Below are 25867 nucleotides of genomic sequence, written 5' to 3' on the forward strand. Positions count from 1 at the left end.
TACGCGTCGTGCTCACGCATCGACGCGGACGCCCTTGCCGACCACGGTGATGCCGGATTCGGTGACGGTGAAGCCGCGTGCCTCGTCGGCCTCGCGGTCGACGCCGACCTGCGCGCCCGGTGCGATGACGACGTCCTTGTCGAGGATGGCGCGGTTGACGACCGCGCCAGCGCCGATGGTGGCGCGCTCGAACACGATCGAGTCGAGGACCTTCGCGCCGGAGTCGATCGAGCACCAGGGCCCGATCATGCTGCGCTCGACCTGCGCACCCGACACCAGGCAACCGAGCGACACGAGCGAGTCCACCGTGGACCCGGTGTTGCCGTTGGCGTCGCGGACGAACTTCGCCGGCGGCAGGTTCGTCTGCTGGTTGAAGATCGGCCAGTCCTGGTTGTACAGGTTGAAGACCGGGACGGGCGCGATGAGGTCCATGTGGGCGTCGAAGAACGAGTCGATCGTGCCCACGTCGCGCCAGTAGTACTTGTCGCGGTCGGTGGAACCGGGGACCTCGTTGCGCTGCAGGTCGTACACGCCGGCGTCGCCGCGGTTGACGAAGTCGGGGACGATGTCGCCGCCCATGTCGTGCGCGGACGTCTCGAGCTGGCCGTCGCGCAGGACCGCGTCGACGAGGGCGTCCGCGTTGAACACGTAGTTGCCCATCGAGGCCAGGATCTCGCCGGGGGAGTCAGCCAGCCCGACGGCGTCCTTCGGCTTCTCGAGGAACGCGTCGATCTTCGTGGGGTCGTCGTCGGCCACTTGGATCACGCCGAACTGGTCCGCGAGCCCGATCGGCTGACGGATCGCCGCCACCGTGGCACTGCGGCCGGACGCGATGTGCGCCTCGACCATCTGGTGGAAGTCCATCCGGTACACGTGGTCCGCACCGACGACGACCACGATGTCGGGGCGTTCGTCGCGCAGCAGGTTGAGCGACTGCAGGATCGCGTCGGCGGAGCCGGCGAACCAGCGCTTGCCGAGCCGCTGCTGCGCGGGGACGGACGCGACGTAGGAGCCGAGCAGCCCCTCCATGCGCCACGTCTCCGCGACGTGCCGGTCGAGACTGTGCGACTTGTACTGGGTCAGGACGACGATCTTCTGCAGACCGGAGTTGACCAGGTTCGACAGTGCGAAGTCGATGAGACGGAAGTTGCCGCCGAACGGGACGGCGGGCTTCGCGCGATCGGCCGTGAGCGGCATGAGTCGTTTGCCCTCGCCGCCGGCGAGCACGATGCCGAAGACCTTCTTTGGTGCCATGCCGCTCACAGTAGGCGTCAGCACTGGGAACCGGTTACGTTGAACCAGTGCGAGTCGATCTGCTGACCAGGGAGTATCCGCCGGAGGTCTACGGCGGAGCGGGTGTCCACGTGTCCGAACTCACCGCCGCGTTGCGGTCGGGGACGGACACGGAAGTCCGTGTCCGGGCCTTCGGGGCCTTCCGTGACGAACCCGACGTGTGGGGCTACCGGACCCCGGACGGCCTCGGCCAGGCGAACGGCGCGCTGCAGGCCCTCGGTACCGACGTGGCCATCGCGGCCGACGTCGAGGGTGCCGACCTCGTGCACTCGCACACCTGGTACGCGAACTCCGCGGGCCGGATCGCGCAGCTGACCTACGGCATCCCCCACATCGTCACCGCCCACAGCCTCGAACCCCTCCGCCCGTGGAAGGCCGAGCAGCTCGGCGGCGGCTACCGCCTGTCCAGCTGGATGGAGCGCGAGGCGTTCGAACACGCCGACGGCGTCATCGCGGTCTCGAAGGCCATGCGTGCGGACATCCTGCGCTCGTACCCGTCGATCGACCCGACGAAGGTCCACGTCGTCTACAACGGCATCGACATCGATGCGTGGAAGCCGACCGTCGACGAGGACGCCGTGCGCGCCCTCGGCATCGACCCGACGCGCCCGAGCGTCGTGTTCGTCGGACGCATCACCCGCCAGAAGGGCCTGCCGTACCTGCTCCGCGCCGTGGCGTCGCTGCCGTCGGACGTGCAGATCGTGCTGTGCGCCGGCGCGCCGGACACCCCCGAGATCCTCGCCGAGGTCACCGAGCTCGTCGAGGGCCTCCGCGCGGAACGTGAAGGCGTCGTCTGGATCGACCGGATGCTCGCGCACGAGGAGATCGTGAACGTGCTGTCCTCGGGCACCGTGTTCGTCTGCCCGTCGGTCTACGAGCCGCTCGGCATCGTGAACCTCGAGGCCATGGCGTGCGGCATCCCCGTCGTCGGCACGGGCACCGGGGGCATCCCCGAGGTCGTCGCCGACGGGCTCACCGGTCGCATCGTCCCGATCGACCAGGTGCAGGACGGCACCGGCACCCCGACCGACCCCGACCGCTTCGTGGCCGACCTCGCCGCGACCCTCACCGAGGTGCTCGCCGACGAGGGGCTGGCGAAGCTCATGGGACGCGCCGGACGGCTTCGTGTCGAGACCGAATTCACCTGGGACGCGATCGCCACCAGGACACGGCAGGTCTACGACCGGGTGCTCGGCCAGAACCCGTAGGCTGGTCGCATGCCCTCGGTCGTGCGCTTGTCAGACGTCTCCGTGGTCCGCAACGGGGCCACCATCCTCGACGCGATCTCGTGGGAGGTGCAGGACGACGAACGCTGGGTCGTGCTCGGCGCGAACGGCGCCGGCAAGACGACGCTGCTGCAGGTCGCCGGTGCCCAGACGTTCCCGACCTCGGGTGACGTCGAGGTGCTCGGGACCGAACTGGGCGGTGCCGACCTGTTCGAACTCCGCCCGCGCATCGGCTTCGCGTCGACCGCGCTGGCCCGTCGCATCCCGGTGACCGAGAAGGTCATCGACGTCGTGCTCACCGCGGCGTACTCGGTGACGGGCCGCTGGAACGAGGAGTACGAGGAGCTCGACGTCCGCCGTGCGCAGCGCGTGCTCGAGGAGTGGGGCCTGGGGTCCTTCACCGACCGCACGTTCGGCGACCTGAGCGACGGCGAGCAGAAGCGCGTGCAGATCGCCCGTGCCGTGATGACCGACCCGGAGATCCTGTTCCTCGACGAACCGGCCGCGTCGCTCGACCTCGGTGCCCGTGAGAGCCTCGTCCGCACCCTCGGCGGCTACGCCCAGAGCGCGGACTCGCCAGCCATCGTCATCGTGACCCACCACGTCGAGGAGATCCCGGCCGGCTTCACCCACGCGCTCGTCCTCGCCGACGGGCACGTGCAGGCCGCAGGCCCCATCGACGAGGTCCTGACGGACCAGACCCTGACCGAGGCGTTCGGCATCGACCTCTCGGTCACCAAGGACGCCGGTCGCTACACGGCACGCGCCGCGTAGCGCTGCGATCCCGCCGTCTCTCTGGTATCGTGGACGGCTGGCGCAAGCCGACGACTTCCCGCGCAGTTCGCGCAATCCCATCACCGCTATCGAGGAATCTCCATGAAGACCGACACCCACCCCGAGTACCGCGCCATCGTCTTCCGCGACCTGGCCTCCGGTGAGACGTTCCTGACGCGTTCGACCGCGAACAGCGACAAGACCATCGAGCTCGACGGTGCGACCTACCCGGTCATCGACGTCGAGATCTCGTCCGCTTCGCACCCGTTCTACACGGGCAAGCAGCGCATCCTCGACTCGGCGGGTCGCGTCGAGAAGTTCAACCAGCGCTTCAAGGGCTTCAGCAAGTAAGCAGCCCCACGCAACGCCCACGGGCGGTCCTCCTCCGGGAGGGCCGCCCGTTCGCGTTGTGCGGTGTCTCCGGCTGCCGCTGACCCAGGGACGCGGGACACCGGTGTTCGCGCGTCACACCGCGGTCTGCGGGTGTTCGGCGCGCGAACACCGGTGTCCAGTGGGGCAGGGCGGTGTCAGGCGCCGTTGCGGTGGGGCCAGCGGCCGTCGGCGGTGAACGTCGGGTCGCGCTTCTTGCGCATGTAGTCCTGGAACGAGGCGGCCTGCTCGGCGCACCATCCGACCTGCTTGCGGTGGAGTTCCTCGGCGGAGATCCCGAGCTCGTCCGGGAACTTGCCCGCGATGGCCTGGGCGACACGCCCGGCAGCGATCGCGTCGGCACCGGCGTCGTGCGCGTCGTCGAGCGTGACGCCGTAGAGCTCGGACGCGGCCTCGAGCGTGCGCTTGCCCTTGCGGAAGGTGTCGAGCGCCTTGTCGATCACCAGCGGGTCGACGACGTTGCCGATGACGGGGGAGGCGAACCCGTGCCGCTTCGCTTCGCGGTCGAGCACGGTGAGGTCGTACGGGGCGTTGTAGATCACCAGCGGGATGCCCCGGGCGAACACGGCCTCGATCGCGGCGATGATCTCGGCCACGACCTCGGCCGCGGGACGCCCCTCGGCCTGGGCACGCTCGGTGGTGTAGCCGTGCACGGCCGCGGCGCCCTCCGGGATCGGGACGCCTGGGTCCGCGATCCAGGCACCCTCGACGATGGAGGCCCCGGTCATGTCGATGAGCCCGACGTGGGCGGTGACGATGCGTGCCGTCTCGACGTCGACCCCGGTGGTCTCGAGGTCGAAGACGCCCAGCGCGTGCCACCAGGGCCGACCCGTGAGGTCCTGGGACGGAGCGGGCGCGTCGAGCTGTGCTGTGGGGAACGTCACGCGGTCAGGCTAACGGGACGCACCGACACCCCCGACTACCGGGTCGGCGCGCCGACGTGCAGCCAGTAGAACGACTGCGTGCCCATGGTGAGCGTGACGGTGCCGTCCTCGTCGAACGACGGGAACGAGCTGCCGCCGAACAGGTCGTAGAGCGGGCGCCCCGCGAACTCCGGCGCGGAGATCGTGACCGAGGTCGGGTTCGTCGCGAACGAGAACACGCACAGGACGTCCTCGGCGGACGGCCCGAACTGCTGCCCGGAGCCCTCCCACGAGCGGACGAAGGCGAGGACCGAGTCGTTCGAGGTCTCCTGCACGTGCAGGGACCCGAGGCCGAACACCGGGTGGGCCTTGCGCGTGTGGATGACGTTGCGGACCCAGTGCAGCAGCGAGCGCGACTGGGCGAGCTGCGCCTCGACGTTGACCTGCGCGTAGTTGTACACGAGCGACTGGACGACGGGCAGGTAGAGCTTGCCCGGGTCGGCGGTGGAGAAGCCGGCGTTGCGGTCCGGCGTCCACTGCATCGGCGTGCGCGAGGAGTCACGGTCCGGCAGCCAGATGTTGTCGCCCATCCCGATCTCGTCGCCGTAGTACAGGAACGGCGAACCGGGCAGCGAGAACAGCAGCGCGTGGATGAGCTCGAGCTCCGCGCGGGAGTTGTCGAGCAGGGGAGCGAGGCGTCGGCGGATGCCGATGTTCGAGCGCATCCGCGGGTCGTAGCCGTACCAGCCGTACATCGCCTGCCGGTACTCCTCGCTGACCATCTCGAGCGTGAGCTCGTCGTGGTTGCGGAGGAAGACGCCCCACGCCGCGCTGGCCGGCACGTCGAGGGTCTCGGACAGGATCGCCTTGAGCTCGGCGGCGTGCTGGGCACGGAGCGAGTAGAAGATGCGCGGCATCACCGGGAAGTCGAACGCCATGTGGCACTCGGGCTCCTCGTCGGTGCCGAAGAACGCCGCCGTCTCGCGCGGCCACTGGTTGGCCTCGGCCAGGAGCACCCGCCCGGGGTACTCGTCGTCGACCATCGCGCGGAGCTTCTTGATGAACTCGTGGGTCTCCGGCTCGCCCTCGCCGTTGCCCTCCTCTGATTCGAACAGGTACGGGATCGCGTCGAGCCGGAGCCCGTCGACGCCCATGTCGAGCCAGTGCCGGACGACGTCGTAGATCGCCTCGATGACCGCGGGGTTCTCGAAGTTCAGGTCGGGCTGGTGCGAGAAGAAGCGGTGGAAGAAGAACTGGCGTCGGACCGGGTCGAAGGTCCAGTTGGACTCCTCGGTGTCGACGAAGATGATGCGGATGTTCGAGTAGTCCTCGTCGGTGTCCCGCCAGACGTAGAAGTCGCCGTAGGGGCCGTCCGGGTCCTCGCGGGACTGCTGGAACCACTCGTGCTGGTCGCTGGTGTGGTTGATCACCATGTCGATCACGATGCGCATGTTCCGCTCGTGCGACTTCGTCACGAGCTCGCGGAAGTCGTCGAGCGTGCCGAACTCCGGCAGGATCGCCCGGTAGTCGGCGATGTCGTACCCGCCGTCGCGCATCGGCGACTGGAAGAACGGTGGCAGCCACAGGGCGTCCACGCCGAGCCACTGCAGGTAGTCGAGCTTGCCGATCACGCCCTGGATGTCGCCGATGCCGTCTCCGTTGGAGTCGACGAACGACCGGATCATGCACTCGTAGAAGACCGAGCGCTTGTACCACTGCGGGTCGAGCGTCAGGCCGGGCAGCTGGATCGGGGCTGTGAAGGTCACCGTGCTCCTCGTCGTCATCGACGGACCGGTCGACGGCCCGCCCCGGACACGATAGGCGCGAGATGCTGCGGGTGTCCGGGGTTTCGTGCGGTTCGCTCCCTAGACTGGCGCGGATGCAACCGCCCGTGCTCTCCCCGTACCAGTCGTTGATGGCCGCCACCCCGGTCGTGCACCGGGCCGTCCAGGTCGACGGCCGGACCACGCACTACTGGGTCTACGGGCCCGAGGACGCGGATCGCACCGTGCTCGCCGTGCACGGGTTCCGCGGGGACCACCACGGGCTCGAGACCATCGCCGCGCACCTCGAAGGTGTCCGTGTGATCGTGCCGGACCTGCCCGGCTTCGGCGTGTCCGATCCGCTGCCGGTGTCGGACATCGACGCGTACGTGGCCTGGCTGACCGGGTTCCACGCCGCGCTCGGGCTCGGCCGCGACACCGTCGTGCTAGGACACTCGTTCGGGTCGATCGTGGTGTCGGCCACCGTCGCCGCCGGGCTCGACACCCGACTGCTCGTGCTCGTGAACCCCATCGCCGCCCCGGCACTGCAGGGTCCGCGTGCCGTCGGGACCGCGATCGCGAGCGGGTACTACCGCGCCGGTGCGGTGCTGCCGAAGCCGATCGGGCTCGGGATCCTGCGGAACGGCGCGATCGTCCGGGCGATGAGCATCGCGATGCTGAAGTCGCACGACCCCGCCGTCCGCCGGTGGGTGCACGACCAGCACGACCGGTACTTCTCGGCCTTCGCGAACCGCACGAGCGTGCTCGAGGCGTTCCGCACCTCGGTCACCCACGACGTCTCCGAGTACGCCGACCGGATCACGGTGCCCGTGCTGCTCGTCGCGGCCGAGCACGACGACATCACCGCCGTCCCCGAACAGCGCGCACTCGCCGAGCGCCTGCGGGACGCCGAGCTCGTCGTGATCCCGGGTGTCGGCCACCTGGTGCACTACGAGACGCCGGCTCCGGCCGCGGCGGCGGTGCTCCGCCGGATGGCGGACACGACCGGACGTGGCGCACGCCATGGACGCACTGGACGCGGCGCGGCCGCGACGGACAGCCGACCGTCGGGGGCGGGGCGGGCCTCCCGGACGGCGGACGCGTCGTGACGCGCCTGCGCATCGGCATCGACTGCCGGTACGTGCGGATCGGCCGGCACGACGGCATCAGCCGGTTCACCGCCGGGGTCGTCGCGCACCTGCCGGACCGGCACGAGTACGTGCTGCTCGTCAGCGATGAGCGCCAGCTCGAGTCGCTGCCGAGGAACCTGCCGTGGGAGCTGCTGCCCGCGCCGACGGACGCGGGTGAGCCGCTCGTCGCCCGGCGCGTCAACCGGCTCGGGCTCGACGCGGTGTTCTCGCCCATGCAGACGATGGGGTCACGGGGTCGTCGGTACGCGCTCGTCCTGACGCTGCACGACCTGATCTACTACCGCAACCGCACGCCCCCGCGGGAGTTCTCGTGGCCGCTGCGGCTCGGCTGGCGGGCGTTCCACCTGTCCTGGGCGCCGCAGCGGTTCCTGCTGAACGGCGCCGACGGGGTGGTGACGGTGTCCGAGACGACCGCCGGGCTGATCGCCGAGCACCGGCTGACGAAGCGACCCGTGACGGTCGCCTACAACGCGGCCGACCCGGCGACACCGCGGGTGCCCGGAGCGCCACGTGGACGCTCGCTCGTCTACATGGGCTCGTTCATGCCGTACAAGAACGTCGAGACCCTGGCGGCGGCGCTGCCGCTCCTCGGGGCGGACTGGACGCTGCACTGCATGTCGCGGGTGTCCGACGCCGACCGTGCACGGCTCGAGGCGCTGGCTCCCACGGGGACGATCGTGTTCCACGACGGCGCCACCGACGAGGAGTACCTGTCCGTGCTCCGTTCGGCCACCGCGCTGGCGACCGCGTCGTACGACGAGGGGTTCGGCATCCCGCTCGTCGAGGCGATGGGCGTCGGGACCCCGGTCGTCGTCAGTGACATCCCGATCTTCCGGGAGATCGGCGGCTCGGCTGCGGAGTACTTCGACCCGGCGTCGCCGTCCGCCCTTGCCGCGGCCGTCCGGCGGGTCGAGGAGCGGTGGGACGAGGCCTCGCGGCAGTCGATCGAGCGTGCCGGTCGGTTCCGGTGGCAGGACTCGGCGGAGCAGGTCGTCCGGGCCGTCGAGCGGGCCGTGGGGGACCGGCGGGGCTGAGGGCGGTGCGGGTGCGCGCGCGCGGCGCGGCACGGGCTCGTGGTTGGTGGCGATGCGGAACGACGATGCCGATGTCGTACGACGTCGACAGTGTCGTTCCACGTCGGACGCGCCACCACCACGCCACACCACGCCACACCGCACGTCACTCCGGCGCGATCACCTGCACGTCCGCCCCGGGGAACACCTTCTGCGTCTCCTCGGTCACCCGCGACACGATCGGTGGCACAGCGGCACCCCGACCCGGTGTCCGCACGACGATCGACTGGTCGCGTGCTGCGTCGGACGGATCCCCGCCGCGCTCCCACGAGCAACGGACCTCCGTCACACCGCCGATGTGGTCGAGCGTGTCCGCCAGTGCCAGGCGCTTCGCCGCGACCTCACCGGCACCGGTGACGCCGATCTGCAGGGTGCCGAGGTCGGCGACCACGACGACGCGGACACCGTTGCCGCCGGAATCGTCGGCCGCACGGCTGATGGCGGCGACCAGGTCACGCCGGGCAGCGGGGTCGAGTGCCGGGTCCGCCCGGACCGAGGCGACGGCGTCGTAGCTCGCGAACGCCGTCTTCGACGGGGCGTGGTGCCGAACGTCGGTGACGCCGGGCAGGGCACGCACTCGCGTGTCGAACCGGTCGAGCGCCACGTCGGGCCGTGGGAAGACCCCGCCGATGCCGTTCTGGACGCTCCCGATGATCGAGCCGAGCACCACCGCGATGACGGCGGCGACCGCCAGGACACTCCCGCCGATGATGAACCAGGTACGGGCCCGGGTGCGGGTGGGGACGCTCGCCGTCTCGGGACCGAACACCCGGTCGAGGTCGTCGTCCTGCTGGTCGAGGGCACGCTGACCGTGTCGGTTGGTTCCGTCGTCGGACATGTGGCTCCCCTCACCCCGGTGTGCGGGTGCGTCGGAGCCTAGTCCCCGGTCAGCCCCGGCGCTCCAAGGGGTTCTGGTACTCGAACGCGGACCCTCCGGTGGCGTCGGACACGTCGTCGATCGGGTCGTCGAACCGGACGAGTTCGGCGTGGAAGCGCTCGGGGTCCCACCGGAACGAGTGGATGGACCCGTTGCGGATCGGGGTGTTGCGGCGGTCGGCGGTGCCGGGGGCGGCGGCGTTCACGACACTGCGGATCACCGCGCCGTGGGTCGCGACCACGACGACGCCGGCGTCGAACCGGACCGCGATCTCACCGAGGGTCTCGGTGACGCGGGCGAGCAGCGCGGAGCGGGACTCCCGACCGGGGATGTCGTCGTGCGGGTACCGTGCCGACACCTCGTCGTCGGTCAGCCCCTCGGCTTCGCCGTAGGAGCGCTCGGCCAGGCCCGGGTACGTCGTCGGTGCGTCGAGGCCCAGGCGGTCGGCGATGATCGCGCCCGTCTCGGCCGCACGGGACAACGGGGAGGCGACCACCGCGTCGAACGGCCGGCGGGTCAGGAGTTCGGCGGCGTCGGCGGCCTGCCGTCGTCCGGTGTCGTTGAGCGGGATGTCGGTCGAGCCCTGGATGCGGCGCTGCGCGTTCCAGTCGGTCTCGCCGTGCCGGACGAGGTACAGGAGGGTCGTCACCCGTCGATCTTCGCAGACGCGCCCGGCAGGTCCGTCCGGCGGCAGCGCCCGCGCTGGTCCGTCCGGCGGCAGCGCCCGCGCTAGTCGGTCGACGCCGCCGCGCTGAGCCGCTCCGCCAGGTGCACGAGCGTCTCGGTGGTGCCGGCGTCGAGCTTCACGGCCGCCCGCCGGTCACTGCGGGTCTCGCCGCGGTTCACGATGACCACCGGGTTCTTGCGGCGCGCAGCGTGGTCGACCAGCCGCACGCCCGAGTTCACGGTGAGGGACGAACCGACGACGAGCAGCGCGTCGGCATCGGCGACGATCGACACGGCCTCGCGGAACTTCTCGGCCGGCACGAACTCGCCGAAGAAGACGACGTCGGGCTTCAGGTCGCCGCCGCACACGGTGCACGCGGGCACGACGAACCGTTCGACGTCGGTGATCTCGACGTCACCGTCCGGCTGCAGCTGCACGGACCCGGGCTCGTCGATCCAGGGGTTCTCGCGGTCGATGGTGGCGGCGAGGTCGGAGCGGGAGAACACCTGCCCGCAGCGCAGGCACACGGCGCGGTCCATCGAGCCGTGGATCTCGACGACGCGGCGGGACCCGGCGCGCAGGTGCAGGCCGTCGACGTTCTGCGTGATGACCCCGGCGACGATCCCGGCGTCCTCGAGTGCGGCGAGCGCCCGGTGTCCGTCGTTCGGCACGGCGGCGGCGAAGCTCCGCCAGCCCAGGTGGGATCCGGCCCAGTAGCGCTGGCGCTTCGCGGGGTCGGCCAGGAACTCCTGGAACGTCATGGGCTTGCGCACCACCCGCCCGGCACCGCGGTAGTCGGGGATACCGGAGTCGGTGCTCAGGCCGGCACCGGAGAGCACGGCGATCCGCTTGCCCGCGAGCACCTCGACGACGCGGTCCAGGTCGTCTGCGGTCACCGACCCGGCGGCCGCCCCGGTGGTCGGTCCGGTCGTCGACGCAGCATCATCCAGCACCCTGTTCACGGTACCCTCAACACCCGACCGTCCCGGTCGCTTCCCAGGCGGAGCGCATCCTCGGTGGACCCGTCCGGCGGGAGCTCGGAGCAGCCCGTCGGCAGCCCGGACCTGCGCCGGCCCCGGGCCGCCGGACCCGCGCTGGCCCCGGCCCACCGGACCCGCGCCGCCCCGCACCACACCGAAACGAGCCCCGTGCACCCCGTCCGCATCGACTCCCTCGACGATCCCCGCCTCGACGACTTCGCCCGTCTGACCGACGTGGCACTCCGCCGGGTCTCGGAGCCCGAGGGCGGCCTGTACATCGCCGAGTCGAACACGGTCATCGAGCGTGCGGTCCGCGCCGGGCACGTGCCGCGGAGCATCCTGGTGCAGGAGAAGTGGCTCGACAGTGTCCTGCCCCTGGTCGCGGAGCACGACGGCCCCGTCTTCGTCGGCGCGGACGCCCTGCTCGAGGAGCTCACCGGCTTCCGGATGCACCGCGGTGCGATCGCCGCGATGCAGCGCCCCGAGCTGCCGAGTGTCGCCGACGTGGTGCGGGACGCGAAGGTCGTCGTCGTGCTCGAGGACATCGTCGACCACACGAACGTCGGTGCCGTGTTCCGGAGCGTCGCCGGTCTCGGCGCGGACGCGGTGCTCGTCAGCCCGCGGTGTGCCGATCCGCTGTACCGCCGCAGCGTCAGGGTGAGCATGGGCACGGTCCTGCAGGTGCCGTGGACCCGCATCGGCGACTGGCCCGCGGCGGGCGAGGAACTCCGCGCGCAGGGCTTCCACCTGGCCGCGATGGCGCTGACGGACGAGTCGGTCGACCTCGACGCCTTCGTGGCGGACCTGCCCGACAAGGTCGCCCTCGTGATGGGCACCGAGGGACAGGGGCTGACGCCGGCCGCGATCGCGTCGGCCGACACGACCGTCCGGATCCCGATGGCGCACGGCGTCGACTCGCTCAACGTGGCCGCGGCGAGCGCCGTCGGTCTGTGGGCGGTCACCCACGCCCGGCGGCTCGCCTCCTAGCGCACCACCGAGACGGTCGGGAGGCCCGGGGCGGCCTGGTCCGACAGCATGCGCCCGGCACGGATCACCAGGGCACGGTCGGTGGCCGGGCCGCCGACCAGGCAGACGCCGACGGGCGCCCCGTCCACGGTCAGCGCCGGTGCGCTCACCGCGGGCAGGCCGCCGACGCTCGCGAGCGCGGTCATCGCCGTCGTGGCGGTCCGGGTGCGCTCGAGCGCAGCGGTGTCCGCGTCGAGCAGCGGAGCGGGTCCGGGCACGGTCGGGAACAGCAGGGTCCGACCGGCGAGGGCACGGCGGATCGTCGCACGGACCTCGTCGAGGTGTGCGACGGCGTCGGCGGTCGCGTCGGGGTCGTTCGCGCGTGCCGCCCGGAACCGGTCACCGACGACGGCGCTCAGTGCGCCGGGGTGCGCGTCGATCCAGGGGCCGTGGGCGGCGAGTGCCTCGGCGGCCTGGACGAGCCGCATCTGCTCCTGCAGTGCTGCGGGGTCCGGGATGCCGAGGTCGCGCAGCCGGACGGTCGCGACGGGTTCGTCGAGTGCCTCGACGAAGGCGGTGAAGGACCGGGCGACGTCCGGTTCGACGAGTGCGACGAGTTCCTCCGGGACGACGAGCACGGTCGGGTCGGGCGCCTCTGCCGTCGCGGGCGGTGGCACGGTGGCGTCGAGGGCGGCGAGCAGCACCCCGGGGCTCCGCGTGAGCCACCCGACGGTGTCGAACGACGGTGCGAGCGGGAGCAGCCCGTCGCGGGACACCGTGCCGTGGGTCGTCCGGAGGCCCCAGAGTCCCTGGTACGAGGCGGGGACCCGCACCGATCCCGCGGTGTCCGTGCCGATCCCGATCTCAACCGTGCCGAGGCCGACGGCCGACGCGGATCCGCTGGACGAGCCTCCAGGCAGTCGAGTGGGAGCCGCGCTGTTCGGCGGCGTGCCGTGGTGTGCGTTCCGGCCCGTCAGGTTGTAGGCGAACTCGTCGGTGCGTGCGATCCCGCGGATCGAGGCGCCGGCGGCGAGGAGCGCGGCGACCGCTGCGGCGGGCGCGGTCTCGACGGGTGCCTCGCGCAGGTACGTCGGGTTGCCCGCGCCGACGGGCTGGCCGGGGACGGCGTAGAGGTCCTTGACGGCGACGGTCAGGCCGTCGAGCGGTCCGGAGGCGGTGGGGGCGACGAGCGGGTCGCCGACGGCCCGCCAGACGGTGGTGTCGACGGCCTTCGGGCGGCCGGTGACGTGGGCCGCCTCGATGCGCCAGCGGGGGCGGGCACCGGTGTCGCCGTCGTTGGTCTCGCGTTCGCCGGTGTCGCCGTCGCGGCGCCAGAGCTGGGTCTGGAGGCCCTGCCCACCCGCGGCGAACCGGGACACCGACACGACGAGGGCGCGGTCCTCGGTCAGGGGGCGGACCTCGACGTGCGTCAGCGACCGGGTCGCGATCCCACCCCGTGCCCCGCGGAACGCGCGGATCGCGTCGTGCCCGACGAGCAGGCCACGGTCGTCGCCGCGCATCGTGCCGGGGGAGTCGACGAAGGCGGCGTCGAGGGCGTCGAGGTCGTTCGCCAGCAGGGCGGCCTCGTAGGCGTCGAGGGCCTCGAGCAGGCCTTCGGGCGCGGCGTCGGGCGCGGGCGACGCCGAGGAGGTGGTCATCGGGCGGGCTCCTCGAAGTCGGCCTTGCGGATGCGGGCGTGGACCCCGGTGACGAGGTCCACCACCTGCGAGATGTTGAAGTCGGTCGCTGCGGACAGGTACGCGTACGCAAGGTGGCGTTCCATGCCCCAGCGCGCGCCGAGGATCGCGACGGCGTGCCGGACGCACTGCCGGACGGCCTCGTCGAGGTCCGGGTCCATGCCGGTCGGCACGAGGAACTCCTGCGTCTCGGCGACGGGCCAGACCAGGTCCCCGAAGCGCGCGGCGGCCTCGGCGGCCGGGGTCAGGTCGAAGCGGATCGTCGCACGGAGCGAGGCCTCCATCGCGGTGAGTGCCACCTCGCCGTCGCCCTGGGCGAAGTGCGGGTCACCGACGTGGGCGAGCGCGCCGGGGACGAGCACCGGCAGGTGCAGCTGCGACCCGGCCTGCAGCAGGTTGACGTCGATGTTGCCACCGTGGCGACCGGGCGGGACGGAGTGCAGCCGCTCCCCGGGGGTGGCGACGCCCATGATCCCGAGGAACGGGGCGAGGGGGAAGTGCGCGAAGCGGTCGCCGGCGGCGGTGAGCGGGATGCGGCCCCGCCGGCCCTGGTCGGTGTCGACGACGTCGGCGAAGACGCTCACCGTCGTGCCGTCGACCGGGAACTCACCGTGCAGGGCACCGCGGCCGTGCCGGTTCGACACGACGCCGTAGTGCACGCGGGGCAGGGTCTCGAGGACCGTCATCGTCAGCACGTCACCGGGACGGGCACCGCGCACCGCGATCGGCCCGGACACCACGTGCGGTCCGTCCGACGCGGGGTCGCGGTGACCGGAGCGGGCGATCGCGACGGCGTCGGCGAGGACGTGCTCCGGAGCGACGCCGTGGTCGCCGAACCAGGCGACGGGGTCGCTGCCCTGGTCGGGGAGGATCCCCTCGTGGCTGACGGTGTCGATGGTGACCGACTCCCCGGTGCCGATCGTCAGGGCCGGGGTGTCACCGTCGCTCGGCAGCCGGCCCCACAGGACGGTCTCCGGGTCGACGGGCAGGGCGTGGTCGCCGCGGACGGGTCCGGCACCCGGCTGCAGGGTCGGGACCGCGGGGGCGGTGGTCTGGTGTGCAGTGGTGCGGTGGGTGGTGGTCATCGGTCCGTCCTCCGTTCGACCAGGTGGGCCACGTCGGCCAGGTGGTCGGCCATCGCCCGCGTCGCGCCCGCGACGTCGTGCTCCCGGATCCGGTCGAGGATCCGCTCGTGCCACTCGAACGACGACCGGCGCCCCTCGCTGGTGCTGTGCGAGCGGGCACGGACGTCCTGCACCCAGCCGCTGCTGAGCTCGCACAGGGAGACGAGCAGGGGGTTCCCCGAGGTGCGGGCGACCTGCACGTGGAAGGCGACGTCCTGGGCGAGCGACTCCTCCGGACTCAAGCCCGCGTGCGTCGCGGCGAGGATGCGTTCCAGGGTGAGCAGGTCGGCATCGCCCGCCCGCGCGGCCGCGAGTCCGGCGACCTGCGGCTCCACCACGGTCCGGAACTCGGCGACGTGCTCGGCCCGGTGGTCCAGGTCGTCGCGGTGGTGGTCGAGCAGCGCGGACGCTTCCTCCGGCCGCGGCAGCACCACGGTGCCACGACCAGGGGTCCGGGAGACCAGGCGACGACGCTCGAGCTCCTGCAGCGCCTCGCGGATGGTCGTGCGGGACACGGCGAGGTCCTCGGCGAGGGTGCGTTCCGGCGGTAGCTTGTCGCCGGGCTGCAGGTCGTCGAGCACGAGCGTGCCGAGGTGGGCGGCGGTCGCCGCGCTCAGGGTCCGTCCACGGTGCATGCCCTCGACCGTAGGGCCGGTTGGTCTGCTTGGTTCATTGGTACGACCATCTTTTACACGGCCGTCACACGCGGCGTCGGAAGCCGAAACACGGCGGGCGAATGGTGGAGCACGTCCCACCCGCACCGACTGAGAAGAGGGGTTCGACGTGGACCTGGTCCTCACCAACGCACGGCTGACCGACGGTCGATCCGTCGACGTCACCATCGCCGACGGCGTGATCGTCAGCGTGGCCGATGCGCTGCCCGGTGCCGCCGCTCCCGCTGGTTCCGCTCGCGTGGTCGACTGCGCCGGACGTGTGCTCATCCCCGGGCTCATCGAGGCACACCTGCACGTCGACAAGGCCCTGCTCGACCGGGAACGCCCGAACCCCGACGGCACCCTCGCCGGCGCCATCGCCGTCACGGGGGAGCTCAAGCGCGGCTTCACCCACGCCACCGTCCGCGACCGCGCCCGCACCCTGCTCGACCAGGCCATCACGAACGGCACCACGCTCGTCCGCGCACACCCCGACGTCGACCCGATCGTCGGGCTCACCGGCGTCGAGGTGCTGCTCGACCTGCGCGACGAGTACCGGGACGCCCTCGACCTGCAGATCGTCGCGTTCCCCCAGGAGGGCATCGCCAAGGCACCGGGCACCCTCGCGCTGCTCCGCCAGGCGCTCGCCGCGGGGGCGGACGTCATCGGGGGCTGCACCTACAACGAGCACACCCTCGCCGCGTGCCACGAGCACGTCGAGACCGTCCTCGACCTCGCCGAGGAGTTCGGGGTGCCGGCCGACCTGCACGCCGACTTCGCCGACGACACCTCCGACCCGCGGTACGCGCTCGCCGGGCACATCGCCGACCGCGTGACCGCCCGCGGGCTGCAGGGGCGGGTGGCGCTCGGGCACGTGACCTCGGTCGCGAGCCTGCCCCGCGGCGAGCGCCGGGTGCTGTTCGACCGTCTGGCCGCAGCCGGGGTCGCCGTCGTGCCGCTGCCCGCGACCGACCTGCACCTGGGCGGCCGGTCCGACGACCACGACGTGCGGCGCGGGGTCGTGCCGGTCCGCGAACTCTGGGACGCCGGGGTCACGAGCGCGTACGCGTCGAACAACGTCCGGAACGCCTTCACCCCGTTCGGCAACGCCGACCTGCTCGACGTCGGGCTGCTCCTGGCGCAGACCGGGCACCTGTCCGGCCCGGACGACCTGCGCCGGGTACTCGCCATGGCCACCACGGGGGCGGCCGAGGTCGTCGGCGTCGCGGACACCCACGGCATCCGGCCCGGTGCCGCCGCCGACCTCGTCGTGCTCTCCACCACGGACCCGGACGGCGTCCTGCTCGACCGGCCGGACCGCGCCCTGGTCGTCAAGCGAGGCCGGGTCGTCGCCGAGACCACCCGGACCACCCGCCTCACCACCAGCCGCACCACGAACCGATCGAAGGAACTCAGCCATGCGTGAACGGATCCCGCACGAGATCGTCGCCTCCGTCCTGGCCGGTGCCACGGCGTTCATCGGTGGCAACGCCCTGCACCTGCCGACCTGGGCGATCTTCATCAGCTGGGCGGGGATGTTCCTGCTCGGCAGCAAGTCGACGCTGCGGAACGCCACGCGCCTGTGGGCCGCGATGCCGATCGGCTCGGCGTTCGGCCTGGTCATCGTGCTGCTCGACCAGCGGTTCGGCACGCTGTTCGGCGAGGGGCAGGCGGCGCAGAACACCGTGCTGGCACTGCTCATCCTCGTCGTGAACTGCGCCCTGATGTACACCGGTCGCACGAGGCTGTTCGGGCTCGTCCCCGGGATGTTCCTCGGGTTCGCCTCGTTCTTCGCGACCTGCTTCGGCGGCTTCGGGTTCGACCCGGGGAACGCCTGGGCCGCCTGGGTGTCGGTCGTGCTGATGAACGCGCTCGGGCCGGTGTTCGCCTACCTGTCCCGACGCCTGACCTTCGCGCGGGCCGACACGACGGGCTCGGCCGGTTCGGCAGGCTCGTCCGACCCGGCCGCTTCGGCCGACCCGGTCGTCGCGACCGACGCCGGCGGCGCAGCGACCCCGGCTCCTGCTCCGGAACGCCAGCCCGACCAGCCGGTCGCAGCCTCGGCCTAGGAGCGGACCGGTACGCTCGGGTCCCGTGTCACGAGTCGTCCGCCGCCCCCGCTCCGCCGTCCGGAGGCCGGTCACGATCTCGGTGGTCGCCGTCCTGCTCCTGGTGGCCGGGTACCTCGTCGCCGCGGCCGTCGTGCCGTTCGGCCCGGCGAGCGCCAGCACCACCACGTACTCGGCACCGAAGACGACCGTCCCGGCGCTGAGCTTCCCGGGGTACGGCGCGACGGCGGTCGAAGCGACGGACTTCCCGGAGAGCCTGCGCACCAGCGGCGACACGAAGCCCCGGTCGATCGCGAGCATCACGAAGGTCGTCACGGCGCTCGTGGTGCTCGACGAGAAGCCGATGGCGGCGGGGGAGTCCGGCCCTTCCATCCGCTTCACGAAGCAGATGGAGGGCCTGTACGCCAAGTACGCGGCGCAGAACGGCGAGGTCGCCCCGATGCCCGCCGGCCTGAAGCTCACCGAGCACCAGACGTTCCAGGTGATGCTCATGAAGTCGGCGAACAACTACGCCGGCGCCCTCGCCATCTGGGCCTTCGGGTCGATCGCCGCCTACGAGCGCGCGGCGAACGACTGGCTCGACGAACACGGCCTGGACGACACCACGATCCACGAGCCGACCGGCCTCGACCCGGACAACACCTCGACCGCCACGGACCTGGTCGAGCTCGGGCAGCTCGCGCTGGCGAACCCGGTGGTGAAGGACATCGTCGGCACCCAGGACGTCACGATCCCGACGGTCGGTGAGATCGAGAACTCGAACAAGCTCCTCGGGCTCGACGGCATCGAGGGGATCAAGACCGGCACCCTCGACGAAGCCGGCGCCTGTCTGCTGTTCGCGGCGACGTACGAGCGCGGTGGCAAGGACGTCACCGTCGTCGGGGTGATGCTCGGCGGTGTCGACCACGACTCCCTCGACGTCGACGTGCAGCGGTTGCTGCGGTCCGTGGCGGACAACTTCCAGGTGGTGACGCTCACGCACCAGGGGCAGACGTTCGGCACCTTCTCGACCCCGTGGCAGGACGAGGCCGACGCGGTCACGACGAAGGCCGCCGAGGTGCTCGTGTGGGGCAAGACCACCGTCACCGCGAAGGCGAAGCTCGAGCAGGTGACCTTCGGCACGAAGGGTGAGCGGGTCGGGCAGGTGCGGTTCCGCATCTCCGACCACGACCCGGTCACGGTGCCGCTCGTGCTCGAACGCACGATCGACGACCCCGGCGTCTGGTGGCGCTGGACGAACCCGTTCCAGGGGGCGTGACGCCCGTCGTCCGCCGACCGTAGAGTCGGTCGGGTGACGACGATGACGACGTTCCCCCGGACCACCCCCGCCGCCCTCGGCATCGATCCCGGCGGCGTGACCGCCCTGCTCGACGCCCTCGAGTCCACGCCTGGCGTGGAGCCGCACAGCATCATGTTGCTGCGGCACGGCCAGGTCGTGGCCGAGGGCTGGTGGCAGCCCTACGCCGCGGACCGCGTGCACCTGCTCTACTCGCTGAGCAAGAGCTTCACCGCCGCCGGCGTCGGCATCGCCGTCCGGGCGGGCCTGATCGACCTCGACGCGACCGTGCTGTCGTACTTCCCGGAGCTCGACGCCGACGTCACCGACGAACGCAGCCGCCGCATCCGCGTCCGGCACCTGCTCGCGATGGCGAGCGGCCACCGCGAGGAGACGATCGACCGCGCCCAGGCCCTCGACCCGACGAACACGGTGCGCGGGTTCCTGCTGCTCCCGCCGGACGAGGAACCCGGCACCGTCTTCGCCTACAACCAGCCGTGCACGTACACGCTCGCCGAGATCGTCCGGCGGGTGACCGGCGGGTCCCTCGTCGCGTGGCTCCGCCCGCACCTGCTCGACCCGCTCGGCATCGACGACCTCGCCTGGCGCCGCGACGACACCGGCGCGGAGCTCGGCTACAGCGGGTGCTACGCGCCGACCGACGCGGTCGCCAAGCTCGGCCAGCTGTACCTGCAGGGCGGCGTCTGGGACGGCGAGCGGATCCTCGACGCCGACTGGGTCGAGCAGGCCACGAGCACGCAGGTCGCCAACCCGGACGAGGTCAACCCCGACTGGTCCCAGGGCTACGGCTTCCAGTTCTGGATGGCCCGCCACGGCTTCCGCGGCGACGGTGCCTACGGCCAGTTCTGCGTCGTCCTGCCGGAGCAGGACGTCGTGCTCGCGATGACCGGCCAGAGCCTCGACATGCAGGCCGTCCTCGACGCGGTCTGGGAACACCTGCTGCCCGCCGTCGACCGCACGTCCGACGCGTCCTCGGCATCCGCCCTGGAGGCCCGGCTCACCTCCCTGGGACTGTCCCCGGTACAGGGAGGTCGCCTTCCGGAGCACCTCGCCGACGTCGAGCTCCGGTCGCGTCCCCGCGGGATCCTCGATGCCGTCACGTTCGCCCGAGGTGCGGACGGGATCCGCCTGACGATCACCGACGACGGCCGGTCGGAGTCCGTGCCGCTCGGCGAAGGACGGTGGGCCGTCGAGGGCGCCCTCGCGGCGAGCGCGGCCACCGAGCCGGAGGGCAGCGTGCTCGTCGCGGTCCGCTTCCTGGAGACCCCGCACCTGCTGCACCTGCGCGTCGACCTCGACGCGGGCACGGTCGGGGCGAAGTGGAAGACCGAGCCGCTGCACGACGGTCCGATGACGCTCCGTCGCCCGGCGGACTGACCTGCGCGGACTCGGACGGGCGTCTGGCTACGGGGTGTCGGAGGGGTGCTCGGTGACGATCTGCAGCTCGGGCCGCTTCGCCGACACCCCGTCGCCGGACGAGGTGTGCTTGATGCGCCGGACCACCCACGGCACCAGGTACTCCCTGGCCCAGCCGAGGTCCTCGGCGCGGGCCTCACGCCACGGCCGCGCCTCGAGCGGGTCCGGGTTGAACGGTTCGAGCCCGTGCGGCACACCGAGGGTGTCGAGCACCGCCGCGGCGATCGTCGAGTGGCCCATCGGGGAGTGGTGCAGCCGGTCGGGGGCCCACATCCGCGGGTCCCGGAGCACCCGGAGTGCCCACATGTTCGCCACCAGGGCGCCGTGCTTCAGGGCGATGGCGTGCAGGTTCTCGTTGTAGATCGCCGTCTTGCCGCGGACCATGCCGAGCACCGGGGTCATCCCGACGTCCGGGCCGGTGAACAGGACGACGGTGGCTCCGTCGCGGCGCAGGTCGGCGACGAGCCGGTCCACGCGCTCGGCGAGCTCGTCGGGGTCCGAGCCGGGGCGGATGATGTCGTTGCCGCCGGCGGACACCGTGATGAGGTCCGGGTGGAGGGCGACGGCGGCCTCGGCCTGCTCGTCGATGATCTGCTGCAGCAACCGCCCGCGGATCGCGAGGTTCGCGTAGGCGAAGTCGTCGGTCTGGTGTGCGAGCACCTCGGCCACGCGGTCCGCCCAGCCGCGGTTGCCGCCCGGGACGGTGGGGTCGGGGTCCCCGATGCCCTCGGTGAACGAGTCACCGATCGCGACGTACCTGGTCCAAGGATGACGATCTGACACGTCCCGGACCCTAGTCTCGTGGCATGACGAAGGCCAACACGGACGCCGTCGGCTGGTCGGTGCCGGACGAGATGCTTGACCGCATCGCCGAGCGAGCCCCCGGCTACGACGCCGCGAACGCGTTCTGCACCGAGGACCTCGACGACCTCCGCGCCGCCGGCTACCTGCGGATCGGCGTGCCCGTCGAGCAGGGCGGGGCGGGCCTCGACCTCCGCGCCACCGCTCGGGTGCAGCGCGCCCTCGCCCAGGCCGCACCGGCGACGGCACTCGGCCTCGGCATGCACCAGGTGTGGGTGCAGGCGGCCCGCGCCGTCCGTGCGCGAGGCGAGTCGTTCCTCCAGGCCGTCACCGACCACGCTGCGGACGACCACCTGCTCGCCTTCGGGGTGAGCGAACCCGGCAACGACGCCGTGCTGTTCGACTCGTCGACGACGGCGGAGCCGGACGGCGACGGCGGCTACCGGTTCACCGGCACGAAGGTCTTCACGTCGCTCGCACCGGCGTGGGACGTCATGAGCGTCTTCGGCAAGGACACCTCGGGGCCGGAGCCACGGCTCGTGCACGGGTTCGTCCTGCGGTCCGACGGCGACGTCGAGCACCTGGACGACTGGGACACGCTCGGGATGCGCGCGACGCAGAGCCGCACCACGAAGCTGCACGGCGTGCACGTCCCCGCCGACCGCATCGTCCGGTCGCTGCCGGTCGGGCCGAACCAGGACCCGCTCGTGTTCGGCATCTTCGCGTCGTTCGAGCTCCTCATCGCCTCGGTGTACGCCGGGGTCGCGGAGCGGGCGATCACGCTCGCGACGGCCGCCGTGGCGGGGCGCACCGGGGCCGACGGCACCCCGCGGTCGCAGGACCCCGACGTGCGCCGGGCGATCGCCGACCTGCGCGGTGCGGTCGACGCGATCACGCTGCAGGTCGACTCGTTGGCGCGGTCGGTCGACGAGCTCGACGACCTCGGAGCCCGCTGGTTCCCGCTGCTCGTCGGCACGAAGGCCCGGGCGGTGGACACCGCGCAGCACGTCGTGGACGAGGCCATGCGCGTCGTCGGCGGCTCGGCGTTCCGGTCGTCGAGCGAGCTGGCGCGGCTGGCGCGTGACGTCCGGGCGGGGCAGTACCACCCGTCGTCGCGGGACTCCGCGGCGCGGACGATCGCCGCGTCGGTGCTCGGTCCGCTCGGCTGAGCGCTGCGCTCGTACGGTGCGAGGCGTTGCGCTCCGGGGCGCTCCAGTGCGAGGTTCCGCATTTGGTGGCATCCGCGCTCCCTCGCACCACGTGCGGAACCTCGCACCGTCCGATCGCGATCGGCCTCGGGCGCGGCGATGTCGGTGGTGCCTGGCATCATCTCGGTGTGAGCAAGCAGGACGGACGGAACCGCCTCGTCTCCGACGCACCGGTGGACGACGTCTCGGCGACCGTGCTGCACGTCGACATGGACGCCTTCTTCGCCTCCGTCGAACTGCTCGACCGCCCCGACCTGGTGGGGCTGCCGGTCATCGTCGGGCACGACTCCGACCGCTCCGTCGTCACCGCCGCCACCTACGAAGCCCGTCGCTACGGGGTCAACTCCGCGATGCCGATGGCCGTCGCCAAGCGACGCTGCCCGAACGCCGTCATCGTCGAGCCGCACTTCGAGAAGTACCGTGCGAAGTCCGCCGCGGTGATGGCGATCTTCGACCGGTTCACCCCGCGGGTCGAGCGCCTCGGCATCGACGAGGCGTTCCTCGACGTCGCCGGCGCCCTCCGCCTGTACGGCACCCCGTGGCAGATCGGCCAGGCGATCCGCCGCACGGTCTTCGCCGAGACCGGTCTGCACTGCTCCGTCGGCGCGGCATCGACGAAGTTCGTCGCGAAGCTCGCGTCCAGCCGGTCGAAGCCGGACGGCCTGCTCGTGGTGCCCGCCGCCGACACCGTGGCGTTCCTGCACCCGCAGCCCGTGTCCGCGCTCTGGGGCGTCGGCGGCAAGACGCAGGAGACGCTCGAACGCCGGGGCATCCGCACGGTCGGCGACCTGGCGAACACCCCGCTCGGGTCGCTGGTGTCGGCACTCGGCCCGGCCGGCGGGCAGCGGCTGCACGACCTGTCGTGGGGTCGCGACCCCCGCGTGGTCGACACCGGCGTCGGCGAGAAGTCCATCGGGCACGAGGTCACGTTCGGCCGCGACCTGACCGAGCGCGACGACGTCGCCCGCGAACTCCTGCGCCTGGCCGACAAGGTCGCCGTCCGCCTGCGCCAGGCCGACGTGCAGGCCCGGACCGTGGCGCTCAAGGTCCGGTACACCGACTTCACCACCCTCACCCGGTCGCGCACCCTGGCGGAGCCCACCGACGTCGCGAAGCGCCTGCACCGCGAAGCCGTCGAGCTGTACGACGTGCTGCACCGACCGGGCAACCAGATCCGGCTGATCGGGGTCCGCGGCGAGAACCTCGTGCCCGCGGCCGCGAGCAACGCCCTGTGGGACGACGACGCGCCGTGGCGCGACACCGAGACCACGGTCGACGCGGTCGCCGCACGCTTCGGCGCCGGCGTGCTGCGACCGGCATCCCTGGTCCGCCGGACTCCTGACGGCGGCGTCCCGCACGCTCGGCAGGACTGACGGTGGCGGTAGAATCGGGTTCAGTGAGCGCAGCGGAGTACGAAGACCAGCAGCCCGCCACGCTGTGGGCGGAGTCGGGTGACGACCAGTCCGGCGCAGGCGGATCGTCGCCGACGCACCAAACCCAGGCGCACCAAACCCAGGCGCAGGGTGACGCCACCCGTGACGAAGCCGACGCCGCGGCCCTGGCCGAAGCGGCCGGCAACTCCGCCGTCCAGCACCTGTCGCCGGCGTTCCCGGACCGGGCCGCCTGGGGCACGGCCTCGAAGCTCCGCGCCTGGCAGATCGAAGCGCTCACGAAGTACTTCGAGAAGGAACCCCGCGACTTCCTCACGGCCGCGACCCCCGGCGCCGGCAAGACCACCTTCGCGCTGCGTCTGGCGACCGAGCTCCTCGCCCGCGGCACCGTCGACCGCATCGTCGTCGTGGCCCCGACCGAGCACCTGAAGCGCCAGTGGGCCGACTCCGCTGACCGTGTGGGCATCCGGATCGACCCGATGTTCAAGAACGGCGACGGCATGTTCGGCCGGCACTACCAGGGCGTCGCGATCACCTACGCCCAGGTCGGCATGAACCCTGAGGTGCACAAGCGCATCACCGAGGGCGGTCGCACCCTGGTCGTCCTCGACGAGGTCCACCACGGTGGCGACGCCCTGACGTGGGGCGACGGCATCCGAGAGGCGTTCTCCGGCGCCACCCGCCGGCTCTCGCTGTCGGGGACCCCGTTCCGGTCCGACACCGCACCGATCCCGTTCGTGCAGTACGCCCCCGACGAGCAGGGGATCCGCACCTCGATCTCCGACTACAACTACGGCTACGGCCGAGCGCTGAAGGACGGCGTCGTCCGCCCGGTGCTGTTCATGGCCTACGCGGGCCAGATGCGCTGGAAGACCCGGATGGGCGACGAGATGTCGGCGTCCCTGGGTGAGCAGGTCACGAAGGACATCACGGCCCAGGCCTGGCGCACCGCGCTGTCACCCGAGGGCGAGTGGATGCCGGCCGTGCTCTCCGCGGCCGACAAGCGCCTGACCGAGGTTCGTCGTGGTGTGCCCGACGCCGGCGGCCTGGTCATCGCCACCGACACCACCACGGCGCGTGCCTACGCCCGGATCCTGCAGCAGATCACGGGGGAGCGTCCCACGGTGGTGCTGTCCGACGAAGCCGCCGGGTCGAGCCGCATCAGCGCGTTCGCCGAGGACACCTCGCGCTGGATGGTCGCCGTCCGCATGGTGTCCGAGGGCGTCGACGTCCCACGGCTCTGCGTCGGGGTCTACGCCACGAGCGCGAGCACGCCGCTGTTCTTCGCCCAGGTGATCGGCCGCTTCGTGCGTGCCCGTCGCCGCGGGGAGACCGCGAGTGTCTTCCTGCCGAGCGTCCCCGGCCTGATGGCCCTCGCCGCCACCCTCGAGCTCGAGCGCGACCACGCCCTCGACCGCCCGAAGGACGCCGACGACGGCATGTACAACCCCGAAGACGCGATGGTCGCCGAGGCCAACAAGGAAGACCGCGCGTCCGAGAGCCTGCTCGAGGTCCAGCCGTTCGAGGCACTCGACTCGCAGGCGTCCTTCGACCGCGTCCTCTACGACGGCGGTGAGTTCGGCACCGGCGGCGAGGTCGGTTCCCTCGAGGAGCTCGACTTCATCGGCATCCCCGGGCTCCTCGAACCCGATCAGGTGCGCGACCTCCTGCGCGCGCGACAGGCGACGCAGGCGAAGCGTTCCAAGGGCCGCACGGCCAAGGACGGCATGCCGAAGCCGCCCGAGCCCGACCGACCGATGTACATGACGATCAAGGAGCAGCGCACCGAGCTCGCCCGGCTCGTGTCGATCTGGTCCCGCCACTCGAACGAACCGCACGGATCGATCCACGCCGAACTCCGACGGATCAGCGGTGGCCCGGCCGTGGCGCAGGCGAGCATCGAGCAGATCCAGAAGCGCATCGACATCCTGCGCTCCCGCATCGGCGGACGACGGTGACGGCGGCGTGATCGAGCCGGTCGACGACCGCACCTGGTACGTCAAGCGCGACCCCGAGGCGTCACCCGAGGCGATCATCGACCGCTTCGGCGGGGGCTACCGACTGCGCCGCTTCTCGCTCACCGAGTCCCGCCGCACCCCGCACGGGGTGTTCACGGGGCCCGAACTGGCCGAGACCGCGTGGTGGCGGCTCCGCGACAGGCCGCGGAACTCATGACGCGCCAAGCCAA

Annotated in this window: 24 protein-coding genes; 14 read left to right on the plus strand and 10 right to left on the minus strand. The window is 71.9% G+C overall.

Annotated features, from left to right (window positions below; all coding sequences use genetic code 11):
• Positions 1-12 precede the first annotated feature (12 nt).
• Positions 13-1254, minus strand: a complete 1242-nt coding sequence (locus QRN49_RS04240) for a glucose-1-phosphate adenylyltransferase (RefSeq protein ID WP_111023028.1) — start codon at positions 1252-1254, stop codon at positions 13-15.
• Between the two features lie 47 nt (positions 1255-1301).
• Between QRN49_RS04240 and glgA the strand changes: the two genes are divergently transcribed.
• The 3 genes from glgA (at position 1302) to QRN49_RS04255 (ending at position 3644) form a co-directional block, all read left to right on the plus strand.
• The gene (gene glgA, locus QRN49_RS04245; RefSeq protein ID WP_284754020.1) at positions 1302-2501 is read left to right on the plus strand and encodes a glycogen synthase; all 1200 of its coding nucleotides are present in this window, start codon (positions 1302-1304) and stop codon (positions 2499-2501) included.
• Between the two features lie 9 nt (positions 2502-2510).
• A complete protein-coding gene (locus QRN49_RS04250) occupies positions 2511-3293 on the plus strand; it encodes an ABC transporter ATP-binding protein (RefSeq protein WP_017887279.1) in 783 nt (260 codons plus the stop codon).
• 102 nt (positions 3294-3395) lie between these two features.
• The gene (locus tag QRN49_RS04255) at positions 3396-3644 is read left to right on the plus strand and encodes a type B 50S ribosomal protein L31 (RefSeq protein WP_017887280.1); all 249 of its coding nucleotides are present in this window, start codon (positions 3396-3398) and stop codon (positions 3642-3644) included.
• A 176-nt stretch (positions 3645-3820) separates the two neighbouring features.
• Here QRN49_RS04255 and QRN49_RS04260 read toward each other — a convergent pair whose 3' ends face one another.
• Both QRN49_RS04260 and treS read right to left on the minus strand, forming a co-directional pair.
• Positions 3821-4567 (minus strand): 3'-5' exonuclease, encoded by a 747-nt coding sequence (locus QRN49_RS04260; protein ID WP_244993108.1) that lies wholly within the window; start codon positions 4565-4567, stop codon positions 3821-3823.
• 35 nt (positions 4568-4602) lie between these two features.
• Positions 4603-6312: a maltose alpha-D-glucosyltransferase gene (treS, locus tag QRN49_RS04265; RefSeq protein ID WP_071403984.1), complete on the minus strand. Its 1710-nt coding sequence runs from the start codon at positions 6310-6312 to the stop codon at positions 4603-4605.
• A gap of 113 nt (positions 6313-6425) precedes the next feature.
• On the opposite strand from treS, the gene QRN49_RS04270 reads away from it, so the two are divergent.
• Both QRN49_RS04270 and QRN49_RS04275 read left to right on the plus strand, forming a co-directional pair.
• Entirely contained in the window at positions 6426-7418 is a 993-nt protein-coding gene (locus QRN49_RS04270; RefSeq protein ID WP_284754021.1) for an alpha/beta fold hydrolase, read from the plus strand.
• 5 nt (positions 7419-7423) lie between these two features.
• Positions 7424-8494 carry a glycosyltransferase family 4 protein gene (locus tag QRN49_RS04275; RefSeq protein WP_209081553.1) on the plus strand — a complete coding sequence of 357 codons (1071 nt, stop codon included), beginning with the start codon at positions 7424-7426 and terminating at the stop codon, positions 8492-8494.
• Positions 8495-8639: 145 nt separating this feature from the next.
• Here QRN49_RS04275 and QRN49_RS04280 read toward each other — a convergent pair whose 3' ends face one another.
• The 3 genes from QRN49_RS04280 to QRN49_RS04290 form a co-directional block, all read right to left on the minus strand.
• A complete protein-coding gene (locus QRN49_RS04280) occupies positions 8640-9371 on the minus strand; it encodes a hypothetical protein (protein ID WP_284754022.1) in 732 nt (243 codons plus the stop codon).
• A gap of 49 nt (positions 9372-9420) precedes the next feature.
• Positions 9421-10059, minus strand: a complete 639-nt coding sequence (locus tag QRN49_RS04285; RefSeq protein ID WP_194653064.1) for a histidine phosphatase family protein — start codon at positions 10057-10059, stop codon at positions 9421-9423.
• 80 nt (positions 10060-10139) lie between these two features.
• Positions 10140-10973: a Sir2 family NAD-dependent protein deacetylase gene (locus QRN49_RS04290; RefSeq protein WP_111024994.1), complete on the minus strand. Its 834-nt coding sequence runs from the start codon at positions 10971-10973 to the stop codon at positions 10140-10142.
• Positions 10974-11225: 252 nt separating this feature from the next.
• Here QRN49_RS04290 and QRN49_RS04295 point away from each other — a divergent pair, with 252 nt between their 5' ends.
• Positions 11226-12044 carry a TrmH family RNA methyltransferase gene (locus QRN49_RS04295; RefSeq protein WP_071403769.1) on the plus strand — a complete coding sequence of 273 codons (819 nt, stop codon included), beginning with the start codon at positions 11226-11228 and terminating at the stop codon, positions 12042-12044.
• Here QRN49_RS04295 and QRN49_RS04300 read toward each other — a convergent pair.
• From QRN49_RS04300 to QRN49_RS04310, 3 genes are read right to left on the minus strand one after another with little or no spacing between them, the layout of a single operon-like run.
• Positions 12041-13681, minus strand: a complete 1641-nt coding sequence (locus tag QRN49_RS04300) for an AtzH-like domain-containing protein (RefSeq protein ID WP_284754023.1) — start codon at positions 13679-13681, stop codon at positions 12041-12043. The two genes, QRN49_RS04295 and QRN49_RS04300, sit on opposite strands and share 4 nt — an antisense overlap.
• On the minus strand, positions 13678-14805 hold the full coding sequence (locus QRN49_RS04305) for an acetamidase/formamidase family protein (RefSeq protein WP_284754024.1): 1128 nt from the start codon (positions 14803-14805) through the stop codon (positions 13678-13680). Before QRN49_RS04305 ends, QRN49_RS04300 begins: the two co-directional genes overlap by 4 nt.
• Positions 14802-15479, minus strand: coding sequence for a FadR/GntR family transcriptional regulator (locus QRN49_RS04310; RefSeq protein ID WP_128779944.1), 678 nt, complete (start codon positions 15477-15479; stop codon positions 14802-14804). The genes QRN49_RS04305 and QRN49_RS04310 overlap by 4 nt, the downstream gene beginning before the upstream one ends.
• Positions 15480-15627: 148 nt before the next feature.
• Between QRN49_RS04310 and QRN49_RS04315 the strand changes: the two genes are divergently transcribed.
• Genes QRN49_RS04315 through QRN49_RS04330 form a run of 4 tightly spaced genes read left to right on the plus strand, consistent with a single transcriptional unit; the run spans position 15628 to position 20240 of the window.
• The gene (locus QRN49_RS04315) at positions 15628-16923 is read left to right on the plus strand and encodes an amidohydrolase family protein (RefSeq protein WP_111055565.1); all 1296 of its coding nucleotides are present in this window, start codon (positions 15628-15630) and stop codon (positions 16921-16923) included.
• Positions 16916-17566 (plus strand): DUF1097 domain-containing protein, encoded by a 651-nt coding sequence (locus tag QRN49_RS04320; protein WP_284754025.1) that lies wholly within the window; start codon positions 16916-16918, stop codon positions 17564-17566. Before QRN49_RS04315 ends, QRN49_RS04320 begins: the two co-directional genes overlap by 8 nt.
• 25 nt (positions 17567-17591) lie before the next feature.
• Complete coding sequence (locus QRN49_RS04325; protein ID WP_284754026.1) at positions 17592-18824, plus strand: D-alanyl-D-alanine carboxypeptidase family protein; 1233 nt, start codon at positions 17592-17594, stop codon at positions 18822-18824.
• A 42-nt stretch (positions 18825-18866) separates the two neighbouring features.
• Complete coding sequence (locus QRN49_RS04330; RefSeq protein WP_284754062.1) at positions 18867-20240, plus strand: serine hydrolase domain-containing protein; 1374 nt, start codon at positions 18867-18869, stop codon at positions 20238-20240.
• A gap of 27 nt (positions 20241-20267) precedes the next feature.
• On the opposite strand, the gene QRN49_RS04335 is transcribed toward QRN49_RS04330, so the two are convergent.
• Positions 20268-21062, minus strand: a complete 795-nt coding sequence (locus tag QRN49_RS04335; RefSeq protein WP_071244716.1) for an SGNH/GDSL hydrolase family protein — start codon at positions 21060-21062, stop codon at positions 20268-20270.
• Between the two features lie 23 nt (positions 21063-21085).
• Here QRN49_RS04335 and QRN49_RS04340 point away from each other — a divergent pair, with 23 nt between their 5' ends.
• The 4 genes from QRN49_RS04340 (at position 21086) to QRN49_RS04355 (ending at position 25854) form a co-directional block, all read left to right on the plus strand.
• Complete coding sequence (locus tag QRN49_RS04340; protein WP_284754027.1) at positions 21086-22249, plus strand: acyl-CoA dehydrogenase family protein; 1164 nt, start codon at positions 21086-21088, stop codon at positions 22247-22249.
• Positions 22250-22416: 167 nt separating this feature from the next.
• A complete protein-coding gene (dinB, locus tag QRN49_RS04345) occupies positions 22417-23661 on the plus strand; it encodes a DNA polymerase IV (protein ID WP_194621913.1) in 1245 nt (414 codons plus the stop codon).
• 185 nt (positions 23662-23846) lie between these two features.
• Entirely contained in the window at positions 23847-25637 is a 1791-nt protein-coding gene (locus QRN49_RS04350; RefSeq protein WP_111089390.1) for a DEAD/DEAH box helicase, read from the plus strand.
• A gap of 7 nt (positions 25638-25644) precedes the next feature.
• Entirely contained in the window at positions 25645-25854 is a 210-nt protein-coding gene (locus QRN49_RS04355) for a hypothetical protein (RefSeq protein WP_017887301.1), read from the plus strand.
• The last annotated feature ends 13 nt before the right edge of the window (positions 25855-25867 follow it).

This window comes from Curtobacterium sp. ME-Dv--P-122a, from assembly GCF_030209645.1.
GTDB lineage: Bacteria > Actinomycetota > Actinomycetes > Actinomycetales > Microbacteriaceae > Curtobacterium > Curtobacterium flaccumfaciens.

Bases quoted from the DNA above. Each gene is read 5' to 3' on its own strand.
- QRN49_RS04240 (WP_111023028.1), bottom strand. From the start codon at position 1,254: ATGGCACCAAAGAAGGTCTTCGGCATCGTGCTCGCCGGCGGCGAGGGC.
- QRN49_RS04250 (WP_017887279.1), top strand. From the start codon at position 2,511: ATGCCCTCGGTCGTGCGCTTGTCAGACGTCTCCGTGGTCCGCAACGGG.
- QRN49_RS04255 (WP_017887280.1), top strand. From the start codon at position 3,396: ATGAAGACCGACACCCACCCCGAGTACCGCGCCATCGTCTTCCGCGAC.
- QRN49_RS04270 (WP_284754021.1), top strand. From the start codon at position 6,426: ATGCAACCGCCCGTGCTCTCCCCGTACCAGTCGTTGATGGCCGCCACC.
- QRN49_RS04280 (WP_284754022.1), bottom strand. From the start codon at position 9,371: ATGTCCGACGACGGAACCAACCGACACGGTCAGCGTGCCCTCGACCAG.
- QRN49_RS04300 (WP_284754023.1), bottom strand. From the start codon at position 13,681: ATGACCACCTCCTCGGCGTCGCCCGCGCCCGACGCCGCGCCCGAAGGC.
- QRN49_RS04305 (WP_284754024.1), bottom strand. From the start codon at position 14,805: ATGACCACCACCCACCGCACCACTGCACACCAGACCACCGCCCCCGCG.
- QRN49_RS04310 (WP_128779944.1), bottom strand. From the start codon at position 15,479: ATGCACCGTGGACGGACCCTGAGCGCGGCGACCGCCGCCCACCTCGGC.
- QRN49_RS04320 (WP_284754025.1), top strand. From the start codon at position 16,916: ATGCGTGAACGGATCCCGCACGAGATCGTCGCCTCCGTCCTGGCCGGT.
- QRN49_RS04330 (WP_284754062.1), top strand. From the start codon at position 18,867: ATGACGACGTTCCCCCGGACCACCCCCGCCGCCCTCGGCATCGATCCC.
- QRN49_RS04340 (WP_284754027.1), top strand. From the start codon at position 21,086: ATGACGAAGGCCAACACGGACGCCGTCGGCTGGTCGGTGCCGGACGAG.